This window comes from Corynebacterium sp. TUM25020 (assembly GCF_056388495.1).
The window spans coordinates 1-17246 of sequence record NZ_JBWJFG010000001.1 but is presented as its reverse complement, the minus strand read 5'-3'; the positions used below and the strand labels follow the sequence as shown (position 1 = coordinate 17246).

Here is a 17246-nt window from a genome sequence, read left to right as displayed (position 1 = left end):
CCGCCATAAAATTTTCGCCGTCGCCCGGAAGAACCGAGGGAAAACTCCCCCTCCCTAAAGGGGGATGGTTTTACATAGGCGACTGTCCGAGCGCGTAGTTTGCCGCTGCATCGCGCACCTGCATCACGTACTCGTCGGAAAGGTTGTAGCCCTTGATTGCGTTAGTCCAGCCGGACTTAGTACCAAGGTCGCGCTGTTCACGGCACAACAAGGCGCTTGCGGCAGCAGCTGCGTCAAACACACTCTGGGGGTTTTTCTTTCCATCCTTGTCAGCATCCACCCCATAGGTCTTCCAGGATTCAGGGATGAACTGCATCGGCCCCAGCGCGCGGTCGTACTCGCGATCTCCATCTAGTCGTCCACCATCGGTATCTTCCACCTTGGCGAACTGTCGCCCATCGAGCTTCGGCCCAATGATGTCCGGCTCGGCAATGCCATCATCGTTTAGCTTTGACGCCCCGAAGCGGTCACCGTCGTACGTTCCATGGCGGGTTTCTACGTATCCGAGTCCGGCCAGAGTGTTCCAGGAAAGATTGCAGGTGGGGTGCTCTGCGCGAGCGATTGCCTCTGCATTTCCGTAGGCAATAAGCGCGGGCAGAGGAATGTTTAGTTCCTCGGACTTGGGCTTGGCCCAATCCAGTAGCCGCTGATAAGCGCTGTCGAAATCGTCTCCGTCTATATCCGGGGCCGGACTCGCTGCCTTTGGCGGCACATCCGTGGGCACCGGTTGGCGGTCGGATTCCGCGTTATTGTTGCTCGTCACGAATCCCGCGACGAGGTAGCCAACCAGTCCAATGATCGCCAATAGTGCGATAACCACGACGAAGAATCCGCAGCCTCCCAGCAACCCTCGATTGGGGCGGCTTGAGGTTGCTGCCTCGTCGTCCCATGTCAGATCCCTGGGTTCGATCCTTTGGGGACGGCGATAGCGGTTCGACGCCATGAAGGTCCTTCCTATTTCTTGGTGCGTCCGCTCGACTTAGTTTGTTTCTTCTTAGCCGGAGCCGCACTTACTAACACTGCGCTTAGGCTACTAGCTGGCAATTGAACCCGTGTTTCCGACTCGGCTATTTGAAGCTCAGCCATGTCAGCAAAGACGCGCTCCCCCACGGTGACGTGTACTCCGGGGAGAACTCCATGCTGGGTGAGATAGCGCACCAGCGCGGCGTCCCTGTCGCTGATTCGGTCGACTACGAGGTATTGACCCGTGTGGGCGTCAGAAAGCAGGAAGGCCGAACTCGCGGGAATACGGCCACCCTCGTCCGGAATGGGGTCACCGTGTGGGTCTCGGGTGGGGTTATTGAGCAGGTTGGCGATGCGTTCAACAAAGGTCTCGGACACTGCATGTTCCAGGACCTCAGCTTCGTCATGCACTTCATCCAGCCCATATCCCAGATGGGTGCAGAGGAAAGTTTCGATCAATCGGTGGCGACGCACCATGGCCAGTGCGATGGTGCGCCCGGCGTCGCTGAGTTCAATGTCGCCATAGGGGGCGTGCTCAACGAGCCCCTGCGCGACGAGGCGCTTAATGGCCTCCGACGCCGTGGAGGGGCGTTGTTCCATGTGAGAGGCCAAAACGGAGAGGGAAACCCCGCTGCCGGACCATTCCTGTAGATCAAAGATCTTCTTCAGGTAGTCCTGGGACCTCTCGGGAAGGTCTGTGACATGCATACAGTTCAGTTTACGGGGGTAAGGGGGTTTTATGAACTCCTGGGGATGGATTAGACTACACTGTATTGTTCAACGCGTTGAACTTTACACCCCTCACTAACAGAAAGAGTTATACAGTGAAAATGAATACCACTAAGCGGATGGTCGCAGCCCTCTGTATCAGTGCGCTTTCAATAGCTGGCACGACAGCCTGCAATAGCAACGGCACCGGCGGCGCCGAAAAGGCCGAGGTTCTCACTACTTTCACCATTTTGCAGGACATCACCGCCAACATCGCCGGCGATACCCTCACAGTGCGGTCACTAACCCAGCCCGGCGCGGAAGTCCACGGTTACGACCCCTCCCCCACAGATATCGCCGCCGCCTCTAACGCAGAACTCATCATCAACAACGGCCTGGGCCTCGAACATTGGCTGGATAAGCTGACCGCCGACAGCAAAGCCAAGCGCGTTACAGCAAGCGATGGCATCACCCCTATCAACATCAAGGGCACTGACCAGCCCAACCCCCACGCGTGGATGAGCCCATCAATTGCCAAAACCTATGTCGACAACATCGTCAAGGCCCTCAGCGATCTGCGCCCGGATAACGCGCAAACATACGAGGACAACGGCGATAAATACAAGGATAAGCTCGACGACGTGCAGACCGAATTGCACACCGGCCTAAAGAAACTCCCTCGTAGCCAACGCGCGCTCATGACTTGCGAGGGCGCCTTTAGCTACCTCACCCACGACGCAGGCATGAAGGAGGGCTACATCTGGCCAGTCAACACTGAAGGCGAGATCACCCCACAGCAGATCACCCAGGCCACCAAGTTCGTCAAGGACAACCATGTCCCCGCCGTGTTCTGCGAATCCACCGTTGAAGCCGGCCCGAAAGAGCAGGTGATGCGTGACTCTGGCGCACGCGACGGCGGTACGCTCTACGTTGACTCCCTCTCCGAAACCGACGGCCCTGTACCGACCTATCTCGATCTTCTTTCTTATGACGCCCGCACCATCGTCAGCGGGCTCACCGGTAAGGACACCAAGAAGTAAATGACACCACCGCAGTCTTCAGACATACCCTCTACAAGCCCGGCTCTTGTCGTCGATGATGTGCACGTTAACTACGGTTCTGTCGATGCGCTAACCGGCGTGAACCTCCGCCTCGAGTTCGGGCAGATCACGGCACTCATTGGCATGAATGGCGCTGGCAAGTCCACGCTTTTCAAGGCCATCATGGGGTTGGTGCAGCCATCGTCAGGACGCATCACAGTTGGCGCCAGCGGCGCACGTGGGGCTGTGGCCTATGTTCCTCAGCACGATCACGTGGACTGGAATTTCCCCATCAGTGTCCGCGAAATCGTCGCCAGCGGAAGGCGCCAGGCACGGTCGAAGGTGGGGCTCCTGCCGCAGGGCTCGCCACTATGGGGACTGAAGAGTTGGCGTCAAGAAAAGAAGAACAACGAACGCATCGTTGATGAAGCACTGCGACAGACCGGGCTAACGGAGCTGCAGGACCGTCCCGTCGGGGCGCTTTCAGGCGGGCAACGCAAACGCGTCTTCGTGGCGCGCGGCATTGCCCAAGAGGCAAAGATTATGCTGCTCGACGAACCTTTTGCAGGGGTCGATACACAGTCACAGTCGCAGATCACCGCACTATTGCACGAGCTCGCCGGAGACGGCACCGCGCTTTTGATCTCCACACATGACCTCGACCGACTCCCGGAACTATGCGACAACGTGGCGATGCTCAACCGACGCATCGTGGCCGAGGGTGCGCTGCATGATGTGCTGACGGCGGAAAACCTCACTCGCACTTTTAGCACCGATACGCCGCTGATCGCGGACAAGGAGGCACACTCATGAGCGCTCTCTCCGGCACTTTCCTCGATCCCATCCTTGTGCCTTTTAGCTATAGCTTCGTCCATCGTGCGCTGCTTGCCGCCAGTGTGATGGCTATCGTCGCAGGCTTACTCAGCTGCTGGCTGATCCTCGTCGGCTGGTCTCTTTTGGGAGATGCAGTTTCACACGCCGTCCTACCCGGCGTGGTGCTGGCCTATATCGCCGGCGTGCCCTTCGCCGTTGGGGCTATGGTGGCGGCACTGATCGCGGTAGGACTGGTAGGCTCGGTAAAAGAGCGAACCACACTGCGGGAGGACACCTCCATCGGCATTATCTTCACCACCTTCTTCGCGCTCGGCTTGGTGCTGCTCTCTGTCACCCCGAGCGGCACGCACCTTCAGGAAATCCTGTTCGGCAACCTGCTGGGCATCACGCAGTCCTCGTTGTGGCAGATTCTGACTATCGGCGGTATCGCCTGTGTCGTGCTTCTCGCCAATGCGCGCACCTTCACCCTGTGGGCTTTTGACGCCGAGCACTCCAGAACCATGGGCTTCAACACGAAGGCCATTCGCTGGGCGCTGCTGGCTTGCCTCGCGTGTGTGGTGGTCGCCAGCGCTCAAGCCGTCGGCGTGATTTTGGTGGTCGCGATGCTAATTACCCCAGGTGCGACGGCTTACCTGTGGACGCGCCGTTTTCGCCGTATGCTGCTGATTGCCCCGCTGGTCGCCTGGGTCAGCTGTGTCGCGGGCATTGTGCTGAGCTTCAATTTGAATGTCTCCGCCGGCGGCACCATCGTGTTAGTGCAATCGGCGATTTTCGCTCTGACGTACTTGTTCGCCCCGCGTGAGGGGCTGGTGCGGGCAATGCTGGCGCGCCACTAAATGCCTTTTGCCCCCCACTGCTTAGGAATCCCGTTCCTAGGCTTCTGGCCGCTGGGTGCGCAACTTCTCGCGGAAGGCAGCAACTGCGTCATTCAAGCGACGCTCTGCCTCGCCGGGACTATCGAGCTCCAGGCCGACCATCGGGTAGCGAATATCAGTCGGGATGTCCTTATCCGGAATTCCCAGTTTCCGAGCCTCGGCAATGACGGCCTCCGCAGCCGATAGCGCACTCGTACCGGTGGCACCGTGCACGGCGGGGAATTGCTGCGCATGCGGCTCCTGGCGCGTGGCAGGGCGGGGTGCTGCATGCGGTGCATTGTGGGGTGCCCGGTGGGGTTCCGGGTGTGATTCAGGACGAGCGGGCTGCTGCTTCGCCTCCGCGTAACGCAGGTAATCCTCGCCGAAGTCCCTAACTCGTTGAGCTTCCTCTTCCTTTTTGCCCGCCTCCCACAGGCGATCCTGCTCCTGGCGTGGCACTTGACGCTCTACCTCTTCAAAAAGGTAAGGCGCGCGAGAGCGCAATTTCGCAGAGAAAGCGCCCGCCACATGCCCAATGTCGAAGGAGCCTCGGCGGTTAGCAATTTCAGCGTGGAAGAGCACCTGCAGCAACACATCGGAAAGCTCAGAACACAGATCCTGCTCAAGCCACTCGGGACGTGCGCCCTTTTCTGCGTTCTTTTCTGTGCCGTCCTGGGCGTTGTTCTTTGCGCCGTCCTTAGCGTGGTCCTTTGCGCCCGCCCGTGGATTGGTTGCGGCCTCCCACTGCTCCATCAACGCGATGGTGCGGGCCAATTCCTCGGTCTCCTCCCGCAGGTATTTCACCAAGCTAGTGTGGGTCATCGACTGCTCCCACTCCCCCTGGCGCAGCGCCCGCGCCATCAGTGCAACCGCATCCTCAATCTCATCCATCACAGAGGCCGGAACCTCTGTACGGGTCGTGCGACGCAAACCAGCGACGGCAGCGGTGTGCTCATCGGTTCCGACGATTTCACCGTCCACTACTCCATCGCCCGAGTGGGTAATCTCGTGCTCATTTTCCCCCGCGGTGGCGTCATCAGAAACAGCGGTAGAAGAACCAGCCTCCAACTCACGTGCAGGCTCCAAATGCACCTTCAGACTCGGCGCGGTGACGAGCTCTTCGCCAGCCTCAATGCGGCTAATAACAGTCTCATTGTCCAGATCCGTCGTGACGAGAATCTCGGAGTCGTCGACCGTGTGGCCACCCAAATCCGCGATGACCCAGCGGACGCGGATAGGTACCTCCTCCGTGTAACACACATCGCCGCGGAGCAGATCGACGGCGTCCACGGGAATCATCGCGGGGAAACGGGGATCGAGCAATACGACTGACATGGCGGTTATTCTAGCGTGTCACCGCTCAAGACGTGCTTTAGTCCTTGCTAGTGGTCGTGCCCGCCGCTCCGGACATACTGCGGATCGGAATACCAGCCAATTGCGTCAGCGCATCGGCACACCACTGCACCAGCTCGGTATCGCGCAACGGAACCGCACGCATCCCCTGACCGCGCTTCGGCGCCGGGATCAGCACAATCTTGGTCGTCGCCCGATAGTTTGCCGCCGGGAACAGGCGCTTCAGCCGCACCTGGGTGGAATCCTGCAACTCAATCGGGCTGAAGCTGATCTTCGAGCCGGTCGCTACAACTTCCGTGACCTGCAGGTCTCGGCACAGCAACCGCAGACGGGAAAGCACCGCAAGCATTTGAATCTGTTGCGGGGGCTCGCCATAGCGGTCGTTGAGTTCCTCCAGGACCTTCTCGATCTGTTCCTCGTCCTGCACTTCCGCGAACTTGCGGTAGGCCTCCAGGCGAAGGCGCTCCGAAGCGACGTATTCGGCCGGGATATGCGCATCAATAGGCAGATCGATGCGGATCTCCTTCTTCTCCTCCTCACGACCGTCAACAGGCTTGCCATCGGCCATGGCTCGGAACGCTTCCACTGCTTCGCCCACAAGGCGAACGTAAAGGTCGAAGCCCACCCCTGCGATGTGACCGGATTGCTCGGCGCCCAGCACATTACCGGCGCCGCGCATTTCCAGATCCTTCATGGCAACCGCCATGCCCGCTCCGAGGTCGTTGTTCTGGGCGATGGTGGCTAGCCGGTCGTAAGAGGTCTCAGTGAGTACCTCACCGCGTGGGTATAGGAAGTAGGCGTATCCGCGCTCGTGGGAACGACCCACACGACCACGCAGCTGGTGCAGCTGCGAAAGACCCATGTGATGCGCATTCTCGACGATCAGGGTGTTTGCGTTGGCAATGTCCAGACCCGTTTCCACGATGGTGGTACACACCAGCACGTCGAATTCGCGGTCCCAGAAGCCCTTGACCGTGGTCTCAAGCTGCTCCTCGCTCATCTGACCGTGCGCAACCACCACGCGAGCTTCCGGCACCAGGCGGCGAATATCGGCAGCGGTCTGCTCGATAGTGCGCACCTTGTTATGCACGTAGAACACCTGGCCATCGCGCAGAAGCTCGCGGCGGATGGCAGCTGCCACATGCTTGTCTTCCTGTGCACCGACATACGTCAGCACCGGATGGCGATCCTCCGGTGGAGTAAGGATTGTCGACATTTCGCGGATACCCGCCATCGACATCTCCAGGGTGCGAGGAATCGGGGTGGCGGACATAGTAAGTACGTCCACGTGAGTGCGCAGAGACTTGATGTGCTCCTTGTGCTCCACACCGAAGCGCTGCTCCTCATCCACGATGATCAGCCCAAGGTTCTTCCAGTGGACCCCCGTCTGCAGCAGGCGATGGGTACCGATCACAATATCCACCGTGCCATCGGCCATGCCGGCAATGACCTTTTTGGATTCCGCCGGAGTGGTAAAGCGCGACAGTTCCCTAATGGTCGTGGGGAAGTCCTGCATGCGTTCGCTAAAAGTATTGAAGTGCTGTTGCGCAAGCAAAGTCGTCGGCACGAGAACCGCCACCTGTTTGCCGGATTGCACGGCTTTGAATGCTGCACGCACTGCAACTTCCGTTTTTCCATAGCCCACATCGCCGACAATCACGCGATCCATCGGCACTGGCTTTTCCATGTCCGCTTTCACGGCCTCAATGGCGTTGTACTGATCCTCGGTTTCCGTGTAGGGGAAGGCATCCTCCATCTCGCGCTGCCACGGAGTATCCGCTGCGAACGCATAGCCCGGCGCGGCCTGGCGGCTGGCATACAACTGCACCAGCTCGCCGGCAATCTCCCGCACCGCGCCGCGTGCCTTGCGCTTGGTGTTTTTCCAATCAGCTCCGCCCATTTTGGACAGCGCCGGCTTCTCACCACCGACATAACGCGAGAGCATATCCAGCTGATCCATCGGCACATACAGCTGATCCCCAGGGCCACCACGCTTGCTGGGCGCATACTCCAAAACCAGGTATTCACGGCGGGAGGCATCCGACCCCTTGCCCACCGTGCGTTCCGTCATCTTCACAAACTTGCCGATGCCATGGGAGTCATGCACCACCAAGTCGCCTGGCTCCAAGGCCAGCGGATCCACCCTGTTGCGCTTCTTCGCCGGCTTGCGTTTGCCCGTGGCTTTCGCGTCCACACGGTTACCGGTTAGATCCGTTTCAGTAAAGAACAACAAGCTGGAGCGCTTATCATCCCCAGCGAAAGGAAACACCAAACCCTCAAAAGCAACCGCATGATAGATACACACCTGGTGCGGAGCGGGTTCATCGGCAGTCGTGTGCTTCGACTTCTTAATCCTCCCCAGTCCCCGACTGCCGCTCAGATCCACGCCGATGGCCTCCGCTGCAATACCGGCCTCTTGGAACCGTCGCAGCATACGGGCCGCAACGGCCGGGGTCGGTGCGGCAAAGGCCACACGACCGCCAGATTCCACCCGCTTCCGAATATCGCTCATTAACGCACCGATCGCTTCCATTTCTCCGTGCGGTCGGGGCGCCGGGGCGTAGTCGAGTTCGAGGACGTCGGAGGTGTTGGCGTCGGCGTCGGTATCTGCTTCAAAATCAGCCATTCCGGGCGTAGAAAGGGTCCACCACGGCCGTCGCAGCTTCTGCTGCACCTTCTGCACCGCAGCCACCGACAGGTAGGCCACGCCCTCCATCGGAGCGGAACCACCCATCGCGGCGACATCCCAGCTGGCTTCGAGGAACTGCTGGCCGGTTTCGCGCAGATCGTGAGCGCGCCGTTCGACAGCAGCGGGAGCCAGCACCAGCGTGTGCGTCTCCTCTGGCATGAGTTCCGGCAGCGCCACCAGATCTGCTGTGTGTAGCACCGGAATCAGCGATTCCATGCCCTGCACCTGTATTTTCTGGCTGATCTTATCGAGAATCTCGGCCAGCTCTGCGTTGCCGGCATGTTCTTGAGCCAGGTTCTTTGCCTTCGACGCCACCTCGTCCGTCACGATCAACTCCCGGCAGGCGTAGACCATCACCTCGTCTGGCTCTACCCCGGGGATGGTGCGCTGGTCGCCGACGCTAAAAGCGCGCACCTCAGTGATCTCATCGCCCCAGAAATCCACGCGTACAGGCATTTCCTCGGTCGCGGGGAAAATATCCACAATGCCGCCGCGGATAGCGAAGTGACCCCGCTTGCCCACGACATCAACGTGCGTATATCCAAGCTCCTGCAGGCGGTGAGTCAATGCCTCGAAGTCGATTTCCTCTCCCACCTTCAGCCGCACCGGGATGACGTCGCCCAGATTGGACTGCACAGGCTGCACTGCCGCTCGTGTCGGCGTGACCACCACCTTGAGATTTGCATCCCCTTGCTGAAGGCGCCGTAGCACCCGCATGCGGGTTGCCACGGTCTCTACCGCCGGGGAGAGTTTCTCGTGTGGCAAGGTCTCCCAGGACGGGAAGTGCTCGACGCCATCGCCCAGCATGTACCGCAATACCGTGGTGAGATCCTGAGCCTGGCGGCCCGTCGCCGTCACCACCAGCAATGGAGCACGTTGCGCCAAGGTTCCAACGATGAACGGCCAGGCTCCTTCGGGAGCCTGCATATGCAGAGACCGCTCCCCCAGATGCGTCATCATCCCGCGCAACTTTCCATCCTGAGCGGTGGCTTTGAGTAGCCCCGCCAGGCTGGGCGCCATTTTCGACGGCTGATTGGACTCGGCTTGCGACGTGGATGTCTGACTCATGGCCATCAGTTTATCTTCCAGCCCACCCTGCGGTTTATGCGCCCGGTTCGCCATACTGTAATGTGTCTGCTGCACATTATTATGTGCCACTCTCCCATGGTGTAATTGGCAACACTACGGTTTTTGGTACCGTCATTCTAGGTTCGAGTCCTGGTGGGAGAGCTTTTTTAATGCGAAGGGTAGGGCAACCCATGTCCGGCAACGCCACTCCAGCGCACGGCGCTGAATCCAACTCTTTTTGGCACACATTCACCACAAAATTCATCGGCACCCCGCCAGAGAGCGATCTCAAGCATGTCGAGGAAAACGCAGGTCGTTATTCCCTGGGCTTCGGCACCCAAAACATTGGCGATCAGATCGTGTCGGCCAAAACAATCCTGCCGTGGTTCCTATCCATCGTCGCAGCTCCCGCGTGGATCATTCCACTGTTGGTGCCGATCCGTGAGTCGGGCTCCATGCTGCCCCAAGCCCTGTTCCGCCCGTGGCTGCAAACTAAGACCTCGCGCCTGGGCTTCATGCAGATCGGTACGCTCGGCCAAGCTTTAGCGTGCGCGATCATGGTCGCAGCGGCTCTACTTACCGATGGGCTGCTGGCCGGACTGATTATTCTCGGAGCCCTGGCGCTGCTTTCAACCTGTCGTTCCCTGGTATCGCTAACCAGTAAGGACATTGCTGGACGCACCGTTCCGAAGGGGTTCCGCGGCCGACTCACGGGTTTTGCCACTACGCTGTCCGGCGCCGTGGCCATCTTTGTAGGTGTGGCCATCCAGGCCGCCCGAGGGGAGCTCACCCCTACCCTCTTCGCCGTTCTTTTTGCCACCGCCGCTGTGGCCTGGTTGGCCAGTGCATGGCTTTTCAAGGGAATCCGTGAGGGCGTCACCAAACAAGAACAAAAAGACCTTCCACAGGGCACCAGTTACCTGCGCGACGTATTCGCCGACATCGTAGATCTTGTGCGCAGCGATGGGGACTTCCGCCGCTTCGTGTTGCTTCGTTCGCTGCTGCTCGCCTCGGCACTGTCGCCCACGTTCCTGGTAACGATGGCCAACCAGCAGTCCGTAGCCGAGGAATCTTCAATGGCCAGCGCTATATTTACTGGCTTGGGTACCTTCGTCATCGCCGCTGGCGTGGCCTCGCTGCTCGCAGGCAGGGTTTCAGGATGGCTTTCCGATGTCAGCTCACGCAACACCCTCAGTGGCGCCGCACTGCTGGCAACGGTTGTTCTGATCATCACCGTTGCTCTGGGCTATGCCTCCTCTATTAGTGACGCCCACACGTGGACCACCGCCCTGGTGTGGTGGCTCCCCATCGCGTTTTTCATTATTTCGCTTGCCCACGCTGCGATTAGGGTCGCTCGCTCCACTTACATTGTGGATATGGCGGAGGGAACGCAGCGTACTCGGTATGTGTCGGTGGCGAACACGTTGATGGGTGTGCTGTTGCTGATCGTGGGTGCGTTGACCAGTGCGTTAGCAATGGTCTCCCCCGAGGTCGCTCTCGGCGCATTGGCGTTGTTCGGTTTGCTGGGAGCGGGACTGTCCCACACCCTGCCGGAAGTCTCGGTGGGCAAAGAAAACGTTTCTTAACTTGCCCGAGAGGGAGACCTGCCCAACGCAGCGAGTACACGGCGCTATGCTGGATATCGCTTTTGACCAAAAGTCAGGGAAAATAAGTCAGGGAAAGTAAGGAATGCCAACAACGTGACTGATGCTGCACAAAACCCCGAAGCTCACCCGAAGGCTCAAAGCCAGCCCGTGGCAGTGATCGTGCTCGCTGCCGGAGCCGGTACGCGGATGAAGTCCGCGACGCAGAAGACCCTGCACTCCATTGGCGGGCGCACCCTGCTTTCACATAGCCTGCACGCCGCAGCGGGTATTAACCCGGAACGCATCGTGGCAGTGATCGGCCACGGTCGCGAGCAGGTCGGTCCCGCCGTGGCGGAGATATCCGAGCAGCTCGGCCGTACCATTGACACCGCCGTGCAGGAAGAGCAAAAGGGTACTGGGCACGCCGTCCAGTGCGCAATGGAGGCATTGCAGGGATTCGAAGGCACTGTCGTAGTGACCAATGCTGACGTCCCGCTCCTTTCCCCAGAAACTCTGCAGGAGCTTTCCGCAACCCACAATGGCGCAAGCGTGACCGTGCTTTCTGTCCACCAGGACAACCCCACGGGCTATGGACGCATCCTGCGCACCAATGACGGCATGGTGACCGCCATTGTTGAGGAAAAGGACGCGACGGAAGAGCAAAAGGCGATCAATGAGGTTAACTCCGGTGTCTTCGCTTTTGACGCGGCGATCCTGCGTGATGGTCTTGCGCAATTGAACACGGATAACGCGCAGGGCGAGTTGTACCTGACGGATGTACTGAGCATCGCTCGCAGCGCGGGTCACCCCGTGCGCGCCCACATCGCCGCCGACGCAGCGGAACTGGCGGGCGTCAACGACCGTGTACAGCTAGCGGCTGCAGGAGCGGAGCTCAACCGCCGCACCGTCACCACAGCCATGCGTGGCGGAGCGACAATCGTCGACCCGGCATCTACCTGGATCGACGTGGATGTCCAGATCGGCAGCGACGTAACGATCCTGCCCGGCACTCAGCTGCTCGGTACCACGACCATCGCGGATAATGCGCAGATCGGCCCCGACACCACCCTGGAGAACGTCGAGGTTGGCGAAGGTGCACGGGTGATACGCACTCACGGCTCTGATTCCACCATTGGCCCGCGCGCTGAAGTCGGGCCATTCACCTACATTCGACCAGGCACGGTGCTGGGTGAGGAAGGCAAGCTTGGAGGCTTCGTCGAGGCGAAAAAGGCCAACATCGGCCGAGGTTCCAAGGTGCCACACCTTACCTACATCGGCGATGCGACGGTCGGCGAGTACTCCAACATCGGCGCGTCCAGCGTCTTCGTCAACTACGACGGTGTAAACAAGCACCACACCACCGTCGGCTCTCATGTGCGCACGGGCTCCGATTCCATGTTTATCGCACCAGTAGTCGTGGGCGACGGCGCTTACTCTGGTGCCGGTACCGTCATCAGGGAAGACGTTCCGCCGGGAGCGTTGGCTGTCTCCGGCGGCAAGCAGCGTAACGTCGAAGGCTGGGTCGCTAAGAAACGCCCCGGAACTGCCGCCGCTGCAGCCGGTGAAGCTGCCGCCAAGCGAGTAGCCGAGGGCGGCTCACCGACCTCTACCCCACAGGCAGACCAGCAGTAGCGCGCTCCTCTGCGCCAGTTTTGTTGTTACCTTTGGGCGCGCCCTAAAATGGGGAACGCCCTATTAAAAAGATGAATAGTCCAGCTCTTCGACCGGAAGGTTAAAGCACAAGTGTCCACCACCCACTGGATCGACAATCAAAAGAACCTGATGCTGTTTAGCGGCAGGGCTCATCCGGAATTGGGGGAGGCTGTTGCCCGTGAACTGGGCATCGAGGTCACTCCGACCACCGCCCGCGACTTCGCCAATGGCGAGATCTTCGTCCGCTTCGAAGAGTCCGTCCGCGGTTCCGATGCCTTCGTACTGCAGTCGCATCCGCAGCCGCTGAACAACTGGCTGATGGAACAGCTGATCATGATCGACGCACTGAAGCGCGGCTCCGCTAAGCGCATCACCGCGATCCTGCCTTTCTACCCCTACGCCCGTCAGGACAAGAAGCACCGCGGACGCGAGCCGATCTCCGCCCGCCTGGTCGCCGACCTGCTGAAGGCCGCCGGCGCGGATCGCATCGTCTCCGTCGACCTGCACACCGACCAGATTCAGGGCTTCTTCGACGGCCCGGTCGATCACATGCACGCCATGCCGATCCTTACCGATCACGTGAAGAAGAACTACAACCTAGACAACATCTGCGTGGTTTCCCCCGACGCTGGTCGCGTTAAGGTTGCCGAGAAATGGGCCAACGTTCTGGGCGACGCACCGCTGGCTTTCATCCACAAGACTCGCGACATAGATGTGGCCAACAAGGTCACCGCCAACCGCGTAGTCGGTGACGTGAAGGGCCGCACCTGTGTGCTGCTGGATGACATGATTGATACCGGCGGAACTATCGCGGGCGCCGTCGGTGTGCTGCGTGAGGCGGGCGCTGGCGACGTAATCATCGCCACCACCCACGGTGTGTTTAGCGACCCAGCTCGAGAGCGCCTCAGCAACTGTGGCGCCCGCGAGATCATCACCACCGATACTCTGCCGCAGTCCACCGAGGGCTGGGACAACCTGACGGTGCTGTCGATCGCTCCGCTGGTAGCTAAGACCATTCACGAGATCTTCGAGAATGGATCTGTGACCACCTTGTTTGAGTAACTCTGCAAACAGTTTTAAACCCCCGTCGGGGGTGTGCTAAAATTTTCCCGAATCTCGGCGAGGGCTGGATTCTTATATAGAATCTGGCCGTTATCGGCGCGAAAAGCACACTCCCCTTCTTTTGTTTGACGTCCCCCTCTCCCGGCGGGTACGCAACCAATCAATTGTGGGATGCATACACGCCGCGAGATATCGCGGCATTTTTTGTGTCCGCGGTTGAAACGCATTAAGCACGACAGTGTACAAACGAGTACATCTGGAGCGCATTACTAGAAGGAGAACATCATGGCTGATATCACCCGTCTGAAGGGCGAGCTGCGTACCGAGTTTGGTAAGGGCGCTAGCCGTCGTCTGCGTCGCGACTTCCGCGTCCCCGCTGTTGTTTACGGCAACGGCCTGGACCCGATGCACGTCCACGTCGACATCCTGGAGTTCCAGGCCATCCTGCGTAACGAGGGTGTCAACGCTGTTCTGGAGCTTGAGATTGAAGGCCAGGATCACCTGGTCATGATCAAGGCTGTGGATCAGAACGTGCTGACCCTGGACGTTGACCACGCTGACCTGCTGAACGTTAAGCGCGGCGAGAAGGTTGAGGTCGACGTGCCGGTTGTCTTCACCGGCGAAGCTGCTCCGGGCGCCCTGGTTACCCAGGAGGCTGACGTTATTACCATCCTGGCTGACGTTCTGAACATTCCGGAAGAAATCTCCGTGGATGTTGAGGGCAAGCAGATCGGCGACCAGATCGTGGCAGGCGACCTGCAGATGCCGGGTAACGCTTCCCTGGTTTCCGAAGAGGACACCTTGATCATCAACGTTGTTGAGCCGGAGGAAGAGGAACTGCCGGAGGACACTGACGAAGAGGGCGCCGAGGGTGCCGAGGGCGAGGCTGCGGAGGCTTCCGAGGAGAAGGCCGAAGAGGGCGAGTCCGAGGAGTAAACCACTCCCCTGCATCAGAATCGAGCCACACCATGTGCACGCGCTGCACGGTGTGGCTCGTTTTCTATTGACGCCACCTTTAGGCTCAGTTTCTTGCCAGGACTGGACAGTACAATGACCGTCAGTGAGTTTAAGAGAGGTCGGGAAACAGGTGGCGTCACCAAAAACAAAGCAACACACCAACAGCGACATGTGGCTAATCGTCGGGCTGGGCAACCCCGGTAGCAAGTACTCAACAACCCGCCACAATGTAGGGCGAATGGTCATCGATGAGCTGCTGGATCGGCAAATGCCAGCGGCGCGCCTGAGCACCCATAAGAAAACGAACACGGATATCGCCGAAGTGACGATCTCTGGGCGCAAGGTAGTGCTGGCACAACCACGGACTTATATGAATGTGTCGGGCGGGCCGGTGCAACAACTAGCGGCATTCTTTAAGATCCCCGCGGAGAACATCATCGTTGCCTACGACGATCTGGAAGGCGATCCAGGGGAAGTAAAGCTGCGCCAATCCGGTGGCGATAAGGGACATAACGGCTTGAAGTCGATTACGAAGTCACTGGGTACGAAGGACTACTGGCGCTTGTCGTGTGGCATCGGTCGACCGCCGGGCAGGATGGATCCGGCTGCGTATGTACTGAAGCCCTTCCCGAAGTCAGAGGCTGCGGATGTGGCGATCATGTGCGCTGACGCAGCTGACGCAATTGAACGCAACCTAGAGGTGTAAAACTAGTAGCTGTGTCTTTCCTTCAATCTTTGTTTTCTCTCTTCCGTAAGGGCGCGACTAACGATGCCCCTAGCTCCTCGCGGGACAAGAAGATTTCTTTAGCTGATCTGCAGGAATTCTCCCCAGAGTGGATCGTTATCGGCCTCGGAAATCCCGGTGCGAAGTATGCCGAGACTCGGCACAACATCGGGTACTGGCCTATTGATCGACTGGTTGAAAAGTACGGTGCGGAGTGGCTGCCGGTAGTGGGCGAAAAAGCTAAGGTTGCCACAATCCGGGTTGAAGAAACTCCCGTGCTGCTGGTCCGATCCACGACGTTTATGAACAATTCCGGTGAAGCAGTCGGCCCCCTGGCTTCTGCGCTAAACGTTCCTGCGGAGCGGGTGATCGTTTGTCACGACGAGCTTGACATCGCCAAGGGCCAAGTACGCATCAAGGATAAGGGTGGCGAGGGCGGTCACAACGGCTTGCGTTCAATGACCGCTGAATTGGGTACTCAAGCGTACGTGCGGGTGCGTATGGGCATCGGTCGGCCGCCAAAGGGCACTTCCGTAATCGATTTCGTTCTCGCCCCTTTCGAGGACTCTGATTTCGACTCCGATTCAGGATGGATCGAGAACACGCTTGGCGATTCGGTAGACGCAGTGACACTCATCGTGAACAATGGCACAGACATTGCGCGAAACGATATCCACACTCGGAAGCGCACATAGCTGTAACGACATAGTCAGCTCGCCGACACGAGAACTCTTGTCCGTTTCGGAGAGACATGGCGTTAGTATTAGTGAATTCATGCACTCGACTTTTGCTTTTGGGAGATGCTAGTGAAGCAGGTTTTTGGACTACTGCGCGCTATACGAAACAAGCGGGCAGAATCGACGAACTCTGCTCCCGACCAGAAGAAACAACCAACCTCTAGTTCCTCTGCGCCCAACCGCTCCCAGACGGCAAAGCCAGCGCCTGCTCCGGCTGCACCCAAGCAGTCTGCACCCAAGCCGGAGGTGCCCGCTGCGTCTAAGCAAGCTGCGCCCGACAAAACAAAGCAGTCTGCACCCAAGCAAGCTGCGCCCGCCGCGCCTAAGCAAGCTGCACCCAAGGCGCCGCCTACGCGGAAGAAGCCCCAGGATCCAAAGTCCGGGCAAACTCCTAAGCCCGGAGACTTAGCCAGCGACGTAAAGACTCCAGCGAAGAAGACTGTCGCTGCGGAAAATAGTACGGCGATCAAGATCAGCTCGAGCGCTGGTGCGCCTCCAGCTCCCGGATCTGCACCGTCCACGACACAGAAGAAAACGGCGCCTAAACAGGCCCCAAAATCCACGTCTAAGACCGCCCCAAAGGCTGTGGCAAAACCAAGTCAAGAGGCTGCTAAAAAGCCTGCCCCGAAACCGGAAACCAAGCCTGCAACAAAACCAGTAGCAAACGCTGCACCAAAGCCAGCAGCTAAGCCTGCTACAAAGGCAGTAGCACCAAAGGCTGAGCCAAAGCCAACGCAAAAGGCTGCTCAACAGCCCGCGCCGAAGCCAACCCCACCCAAGGCAGCACAAAAGCCCGCAGCGCCTTCGCCAAAGCCGGAGCACAAGACGCTACCCAAGACGGGACAAAAGCCAGCAGCAAAGCCTGCGCCAAAGGCTGTTGAAAAGCCAGCACCGAAACCGGAAACCAAGCCTGCAACAAAACCAGTAGCAAACGCTGCACCAAAGCCAGCAGCTAAGCCTGCTACAAAGGCAGTAGCACCAAAGGCTGAGCCAAAGCCAACGCAAAAGGCTGCTCAAC

13 protein-coding genes, 1 tRNA gene and 1 pseudogene are annotated in these 17246 nt (G+C 59.1%); 11 read left to right on the top strand and 4 right to left on the bottom strand.

The window, feature by feature from the left end; genetic code table 11:
* Positions 1-70: 70 nt before the first annotated feature.
* Positions 71-943, bottom strand: coding sequence for a lytic transglycosylase domain-containing protein (locus tag AC05K6_RS00075; protein WP_476727410.1), 873 nt, complete (start codon positions 941-943; stop codon positions 71-73).
* Positions 944-954: 11 nt separating this feature from the next.
* Positions 955-1671, bottom strand: coding sequence for a metal-dependent transcriptional regulator (locus AC05K6_RS00070; protein WP_448308135.1), 717 nt, complete (start codon positions 1669-1671; stop codon positions 955-957).
* A 122-nt stretch (positions 1672-1793) separates the two neighbouring features.
* Between AC05K6_RS00070 and AC05K6_RS00065 the strand changes: the two genes are divergently transcribed.
* The 3 genes from AC05K6_RS00065 to AC05K6_RS00055 are packed head-to-tail and all read left to right on the top strand — an operon-like array spanning position 1794 to position 4381.
* Positions 1794-2711 carry a metal ABC transporter substrate-binding protein gene (locus AC05K6_RS00065; protein ID WP_293791007.1) on the top strand — a complete coding sequence of 306 codons (918 nt, stop codon included), beginning with the start codon at positions 1794-1796 and terminating at the stop codon, positions 2709-2711.
* On the top strand, positions 2712-3524 hold the full coding sequence (locus tag AC05K6_RS00060; RefSeq protein ID WP_293791006.1) for a metal ABC transporter ATP-binding protein: 813 nt from the start codon (positions 2712-2714) through the stop codon (positions 3522-3524).
* Complete coding sequence (locus AC05K6_RS00055; protein ID WP_293791005.1) at positions 3521-4381, top strand: metal ABC transporter permease; 861 nt, start codon at positions 3521-3523, stop codon at positions 4379-4381. Before AC05K6_RS00060 ends, AC05K6_RS00055 begins: the two co-directional genes overlap by 4 nt.
* A gap of 36 nt (positions 4382-4417) precedes the next feature.
* Here the strand turns inward: AC05K6_RS00055 and AC05K6_RS00050 are convergent, their stop codons facing one another.
* Positions 4418-5734, bottom strand: coding sequence for a MazG nucleotide pyrophosphohydrolase domain-containing protein (locus tag AC05K6_RS00050; RefSeq protein ID WP_476727409.1), 1317 nt, complete (start codon positions 5732-5734; stop codon positions 4418-4420).
* 37 nt (positions 5735-5771) lie between these two features.
* Positions 5772-9509, bottom strand: a complete 3738-nt coding sequence (gene mfd / locus AC05K6_RS00045; protein WP_476727408.1) for a transcription-repair coupling factor — start codon at positions 9507-9509, stop codon at positions 5772-5774.
* Positions 9510-9599: 90 nt separating this feature from the next.
* Between mfd and AC05K6_RS00040 the strand changes: the two genes are divergently transcribed.
* From AC05K6_RS00040 to AC05K6_RS00005, 8 genes and pseudogenes are all read left to right on the top strand, one after another.
* Positions 9600-9671, top strand: a tRNA-Gln gene (locus tag AC05K6_RS00040).
* 29 nt (positions 9672-9700) lie between these two features.
* Positions 9701-11095 carry an MFS transporter gene (locus AC05K6_RS00035; protein WP_476727407.1) on the top strand — a complete coding sequence of 465 codons (1395 nt, stop codon included), beginning with the start codon at positions 9701-9703 and terminating at the stop codon, positions 11093-11095.
* 168 nt (positions 11096-11263) lie between these two features.
* Positions 11264-12727, top strand: coding sequence for a bifunctional UDP-N-acetylglucosamine diphosphorylase/glucosamine-1-phosphate N-acetyltransferase GlmU (glmU, locus tag AC05K6_RS00030; protein WP_473963778.1), 1464 nt, complete (start codon positions 11264-11266; stop codon positions 12725-12727).
* A 111-nt stretch (positions 12728-12838) separates the two neighbouring features.
* On the top strand, positions 12839-13810 hold the full coding sequence (locus AC05K6_RS00025; RefSeq protein WP_293791001.1) for a ribose-phosphate diphosphokinase: 972 nt from the start codon (positions 12839-12841) through the stop codon (positions 13808-13810).
* 285 nt (positions 13811-14095) lie between these two features.
* The gene (locus AC05K6_RS00020) at positions 14096-14746 is read left to right on the top strand and encodes a 50S ribosomal protein L25/general stress protein Ctc (RefSeq protein ID WP_448308132.1); all 651 of its coding nucleotides are present in this window, start codon (positions 14096-14098) and stop codon (positions 14744-14746) included.
* Between the two features lie 190 nt (positions 14747-14936).
* Positions 14937-15473 carry an aminoacyl-tRNA hydrolase gene (pth, locus tag AC05K6_RS00015; RefSeq protein WP_293790999.1) on the top strand — a complete coding sequence of 179 codons (537 nt, stop codon included), beginning with the start codon at positions 14937-14939 and terminating at the stop codon, positions 15471-15473.
* Positions 15474-15565: 92 nt separating this feature from the next.
* Complete coding sequence (gene pth, locus AC05K6_RS00010; RefSeq protein WP_448308207.1) at positions 15566-16186, top strand: aminoacyl-tRNA hydrolase; 621 nt, start codon at positions 15566-15568, stop codon at positions 16184-16186.
* 111 nt (positions 16187-16297) lie between these two features.
* Positions 16298-17246: pseudogene (locus AC05K6_RS00005) on the top strand (hypothetical protein); the annotation flags it as partial.

What these genes read in the sequence shown, in the direction of transcription:
- AC05K6_RS00075 (WP_476727410.1), bottom strand. Translation starts at nt 943, where the DNA reads ATGGCGTCGAACCGCTATCGCCGTCCCCAAAGGATCGAACCCAGGGAT.
- AC05K6_RS00070 (WP_448308135.1), bottom strand. Translation starts at nt 1,671, where the DNA reads ATGCATGTCACAGACCTTCCCGAGAGGTCCCAGGACTACCTGAAGAAG.
- AC05K6_RS00065 (WP_293791007.1), top strand. Translation starts at nt 1,794, where the DNA reads ATGAATACCACTAAGCGGATGGTCGCAGCCCTCTGTATCAGTGCGCTT.
- AC05K6_RS00060 (WP_293791006.1), top strand. Translation starts at nt 2,712, where the DNA reads ATGACACCACCGCAGTCTTCAGACATACCCTCTACAAGCCCGGCTCTT.
- AC05K6_RS00055 (WP_293791005.1), top strand. Translation starts at nt 3,521, where the DNA reads ATGAGCGCTCTCTCCGGCACTTTCCTCGATCCCATCCTTGTGCCTTTT.
- AC05K6_RS00050 (WP_476727409.1), bottom strand. Translation starts at nt 5,734, where the DNA reads ATGTCAGTCGTATTGCTCGATCCCCGTTTCCCCGCGATGATTCCCGTG.
- mfd (WP_476727408.1), bottom strand. Translation starts at nt 9,509, where the DNA reads ATGAGTCAGACATCCACGTCGCAAGCCGAGTCCAATCAGCCGTCGAAA.
- AC05K6_RS00035 (WP_476727407.1), top strand. Translation starts at nt 9,701, where the DNA reads ATGTCCGGCAACGCCACTCCAGCGCACGGCGCTGAATCCAACTCTTTT.
- AC05K6_RS00020 (WP_448308132.1), top strand. Translation starts at nt 14,096, where the DNA reads ATGGCTGATATCACCCGTCTGAAGGGCGAGCTGCGTACCGAGTTTGGT.
- pth (WP_293790999.1), top strand. Translation starts at nt 14,937, where the DNA reads ATGTGGCTAATCGTCGGGCTGGGCAACCCCGGTAGCAAGTACTCAACA.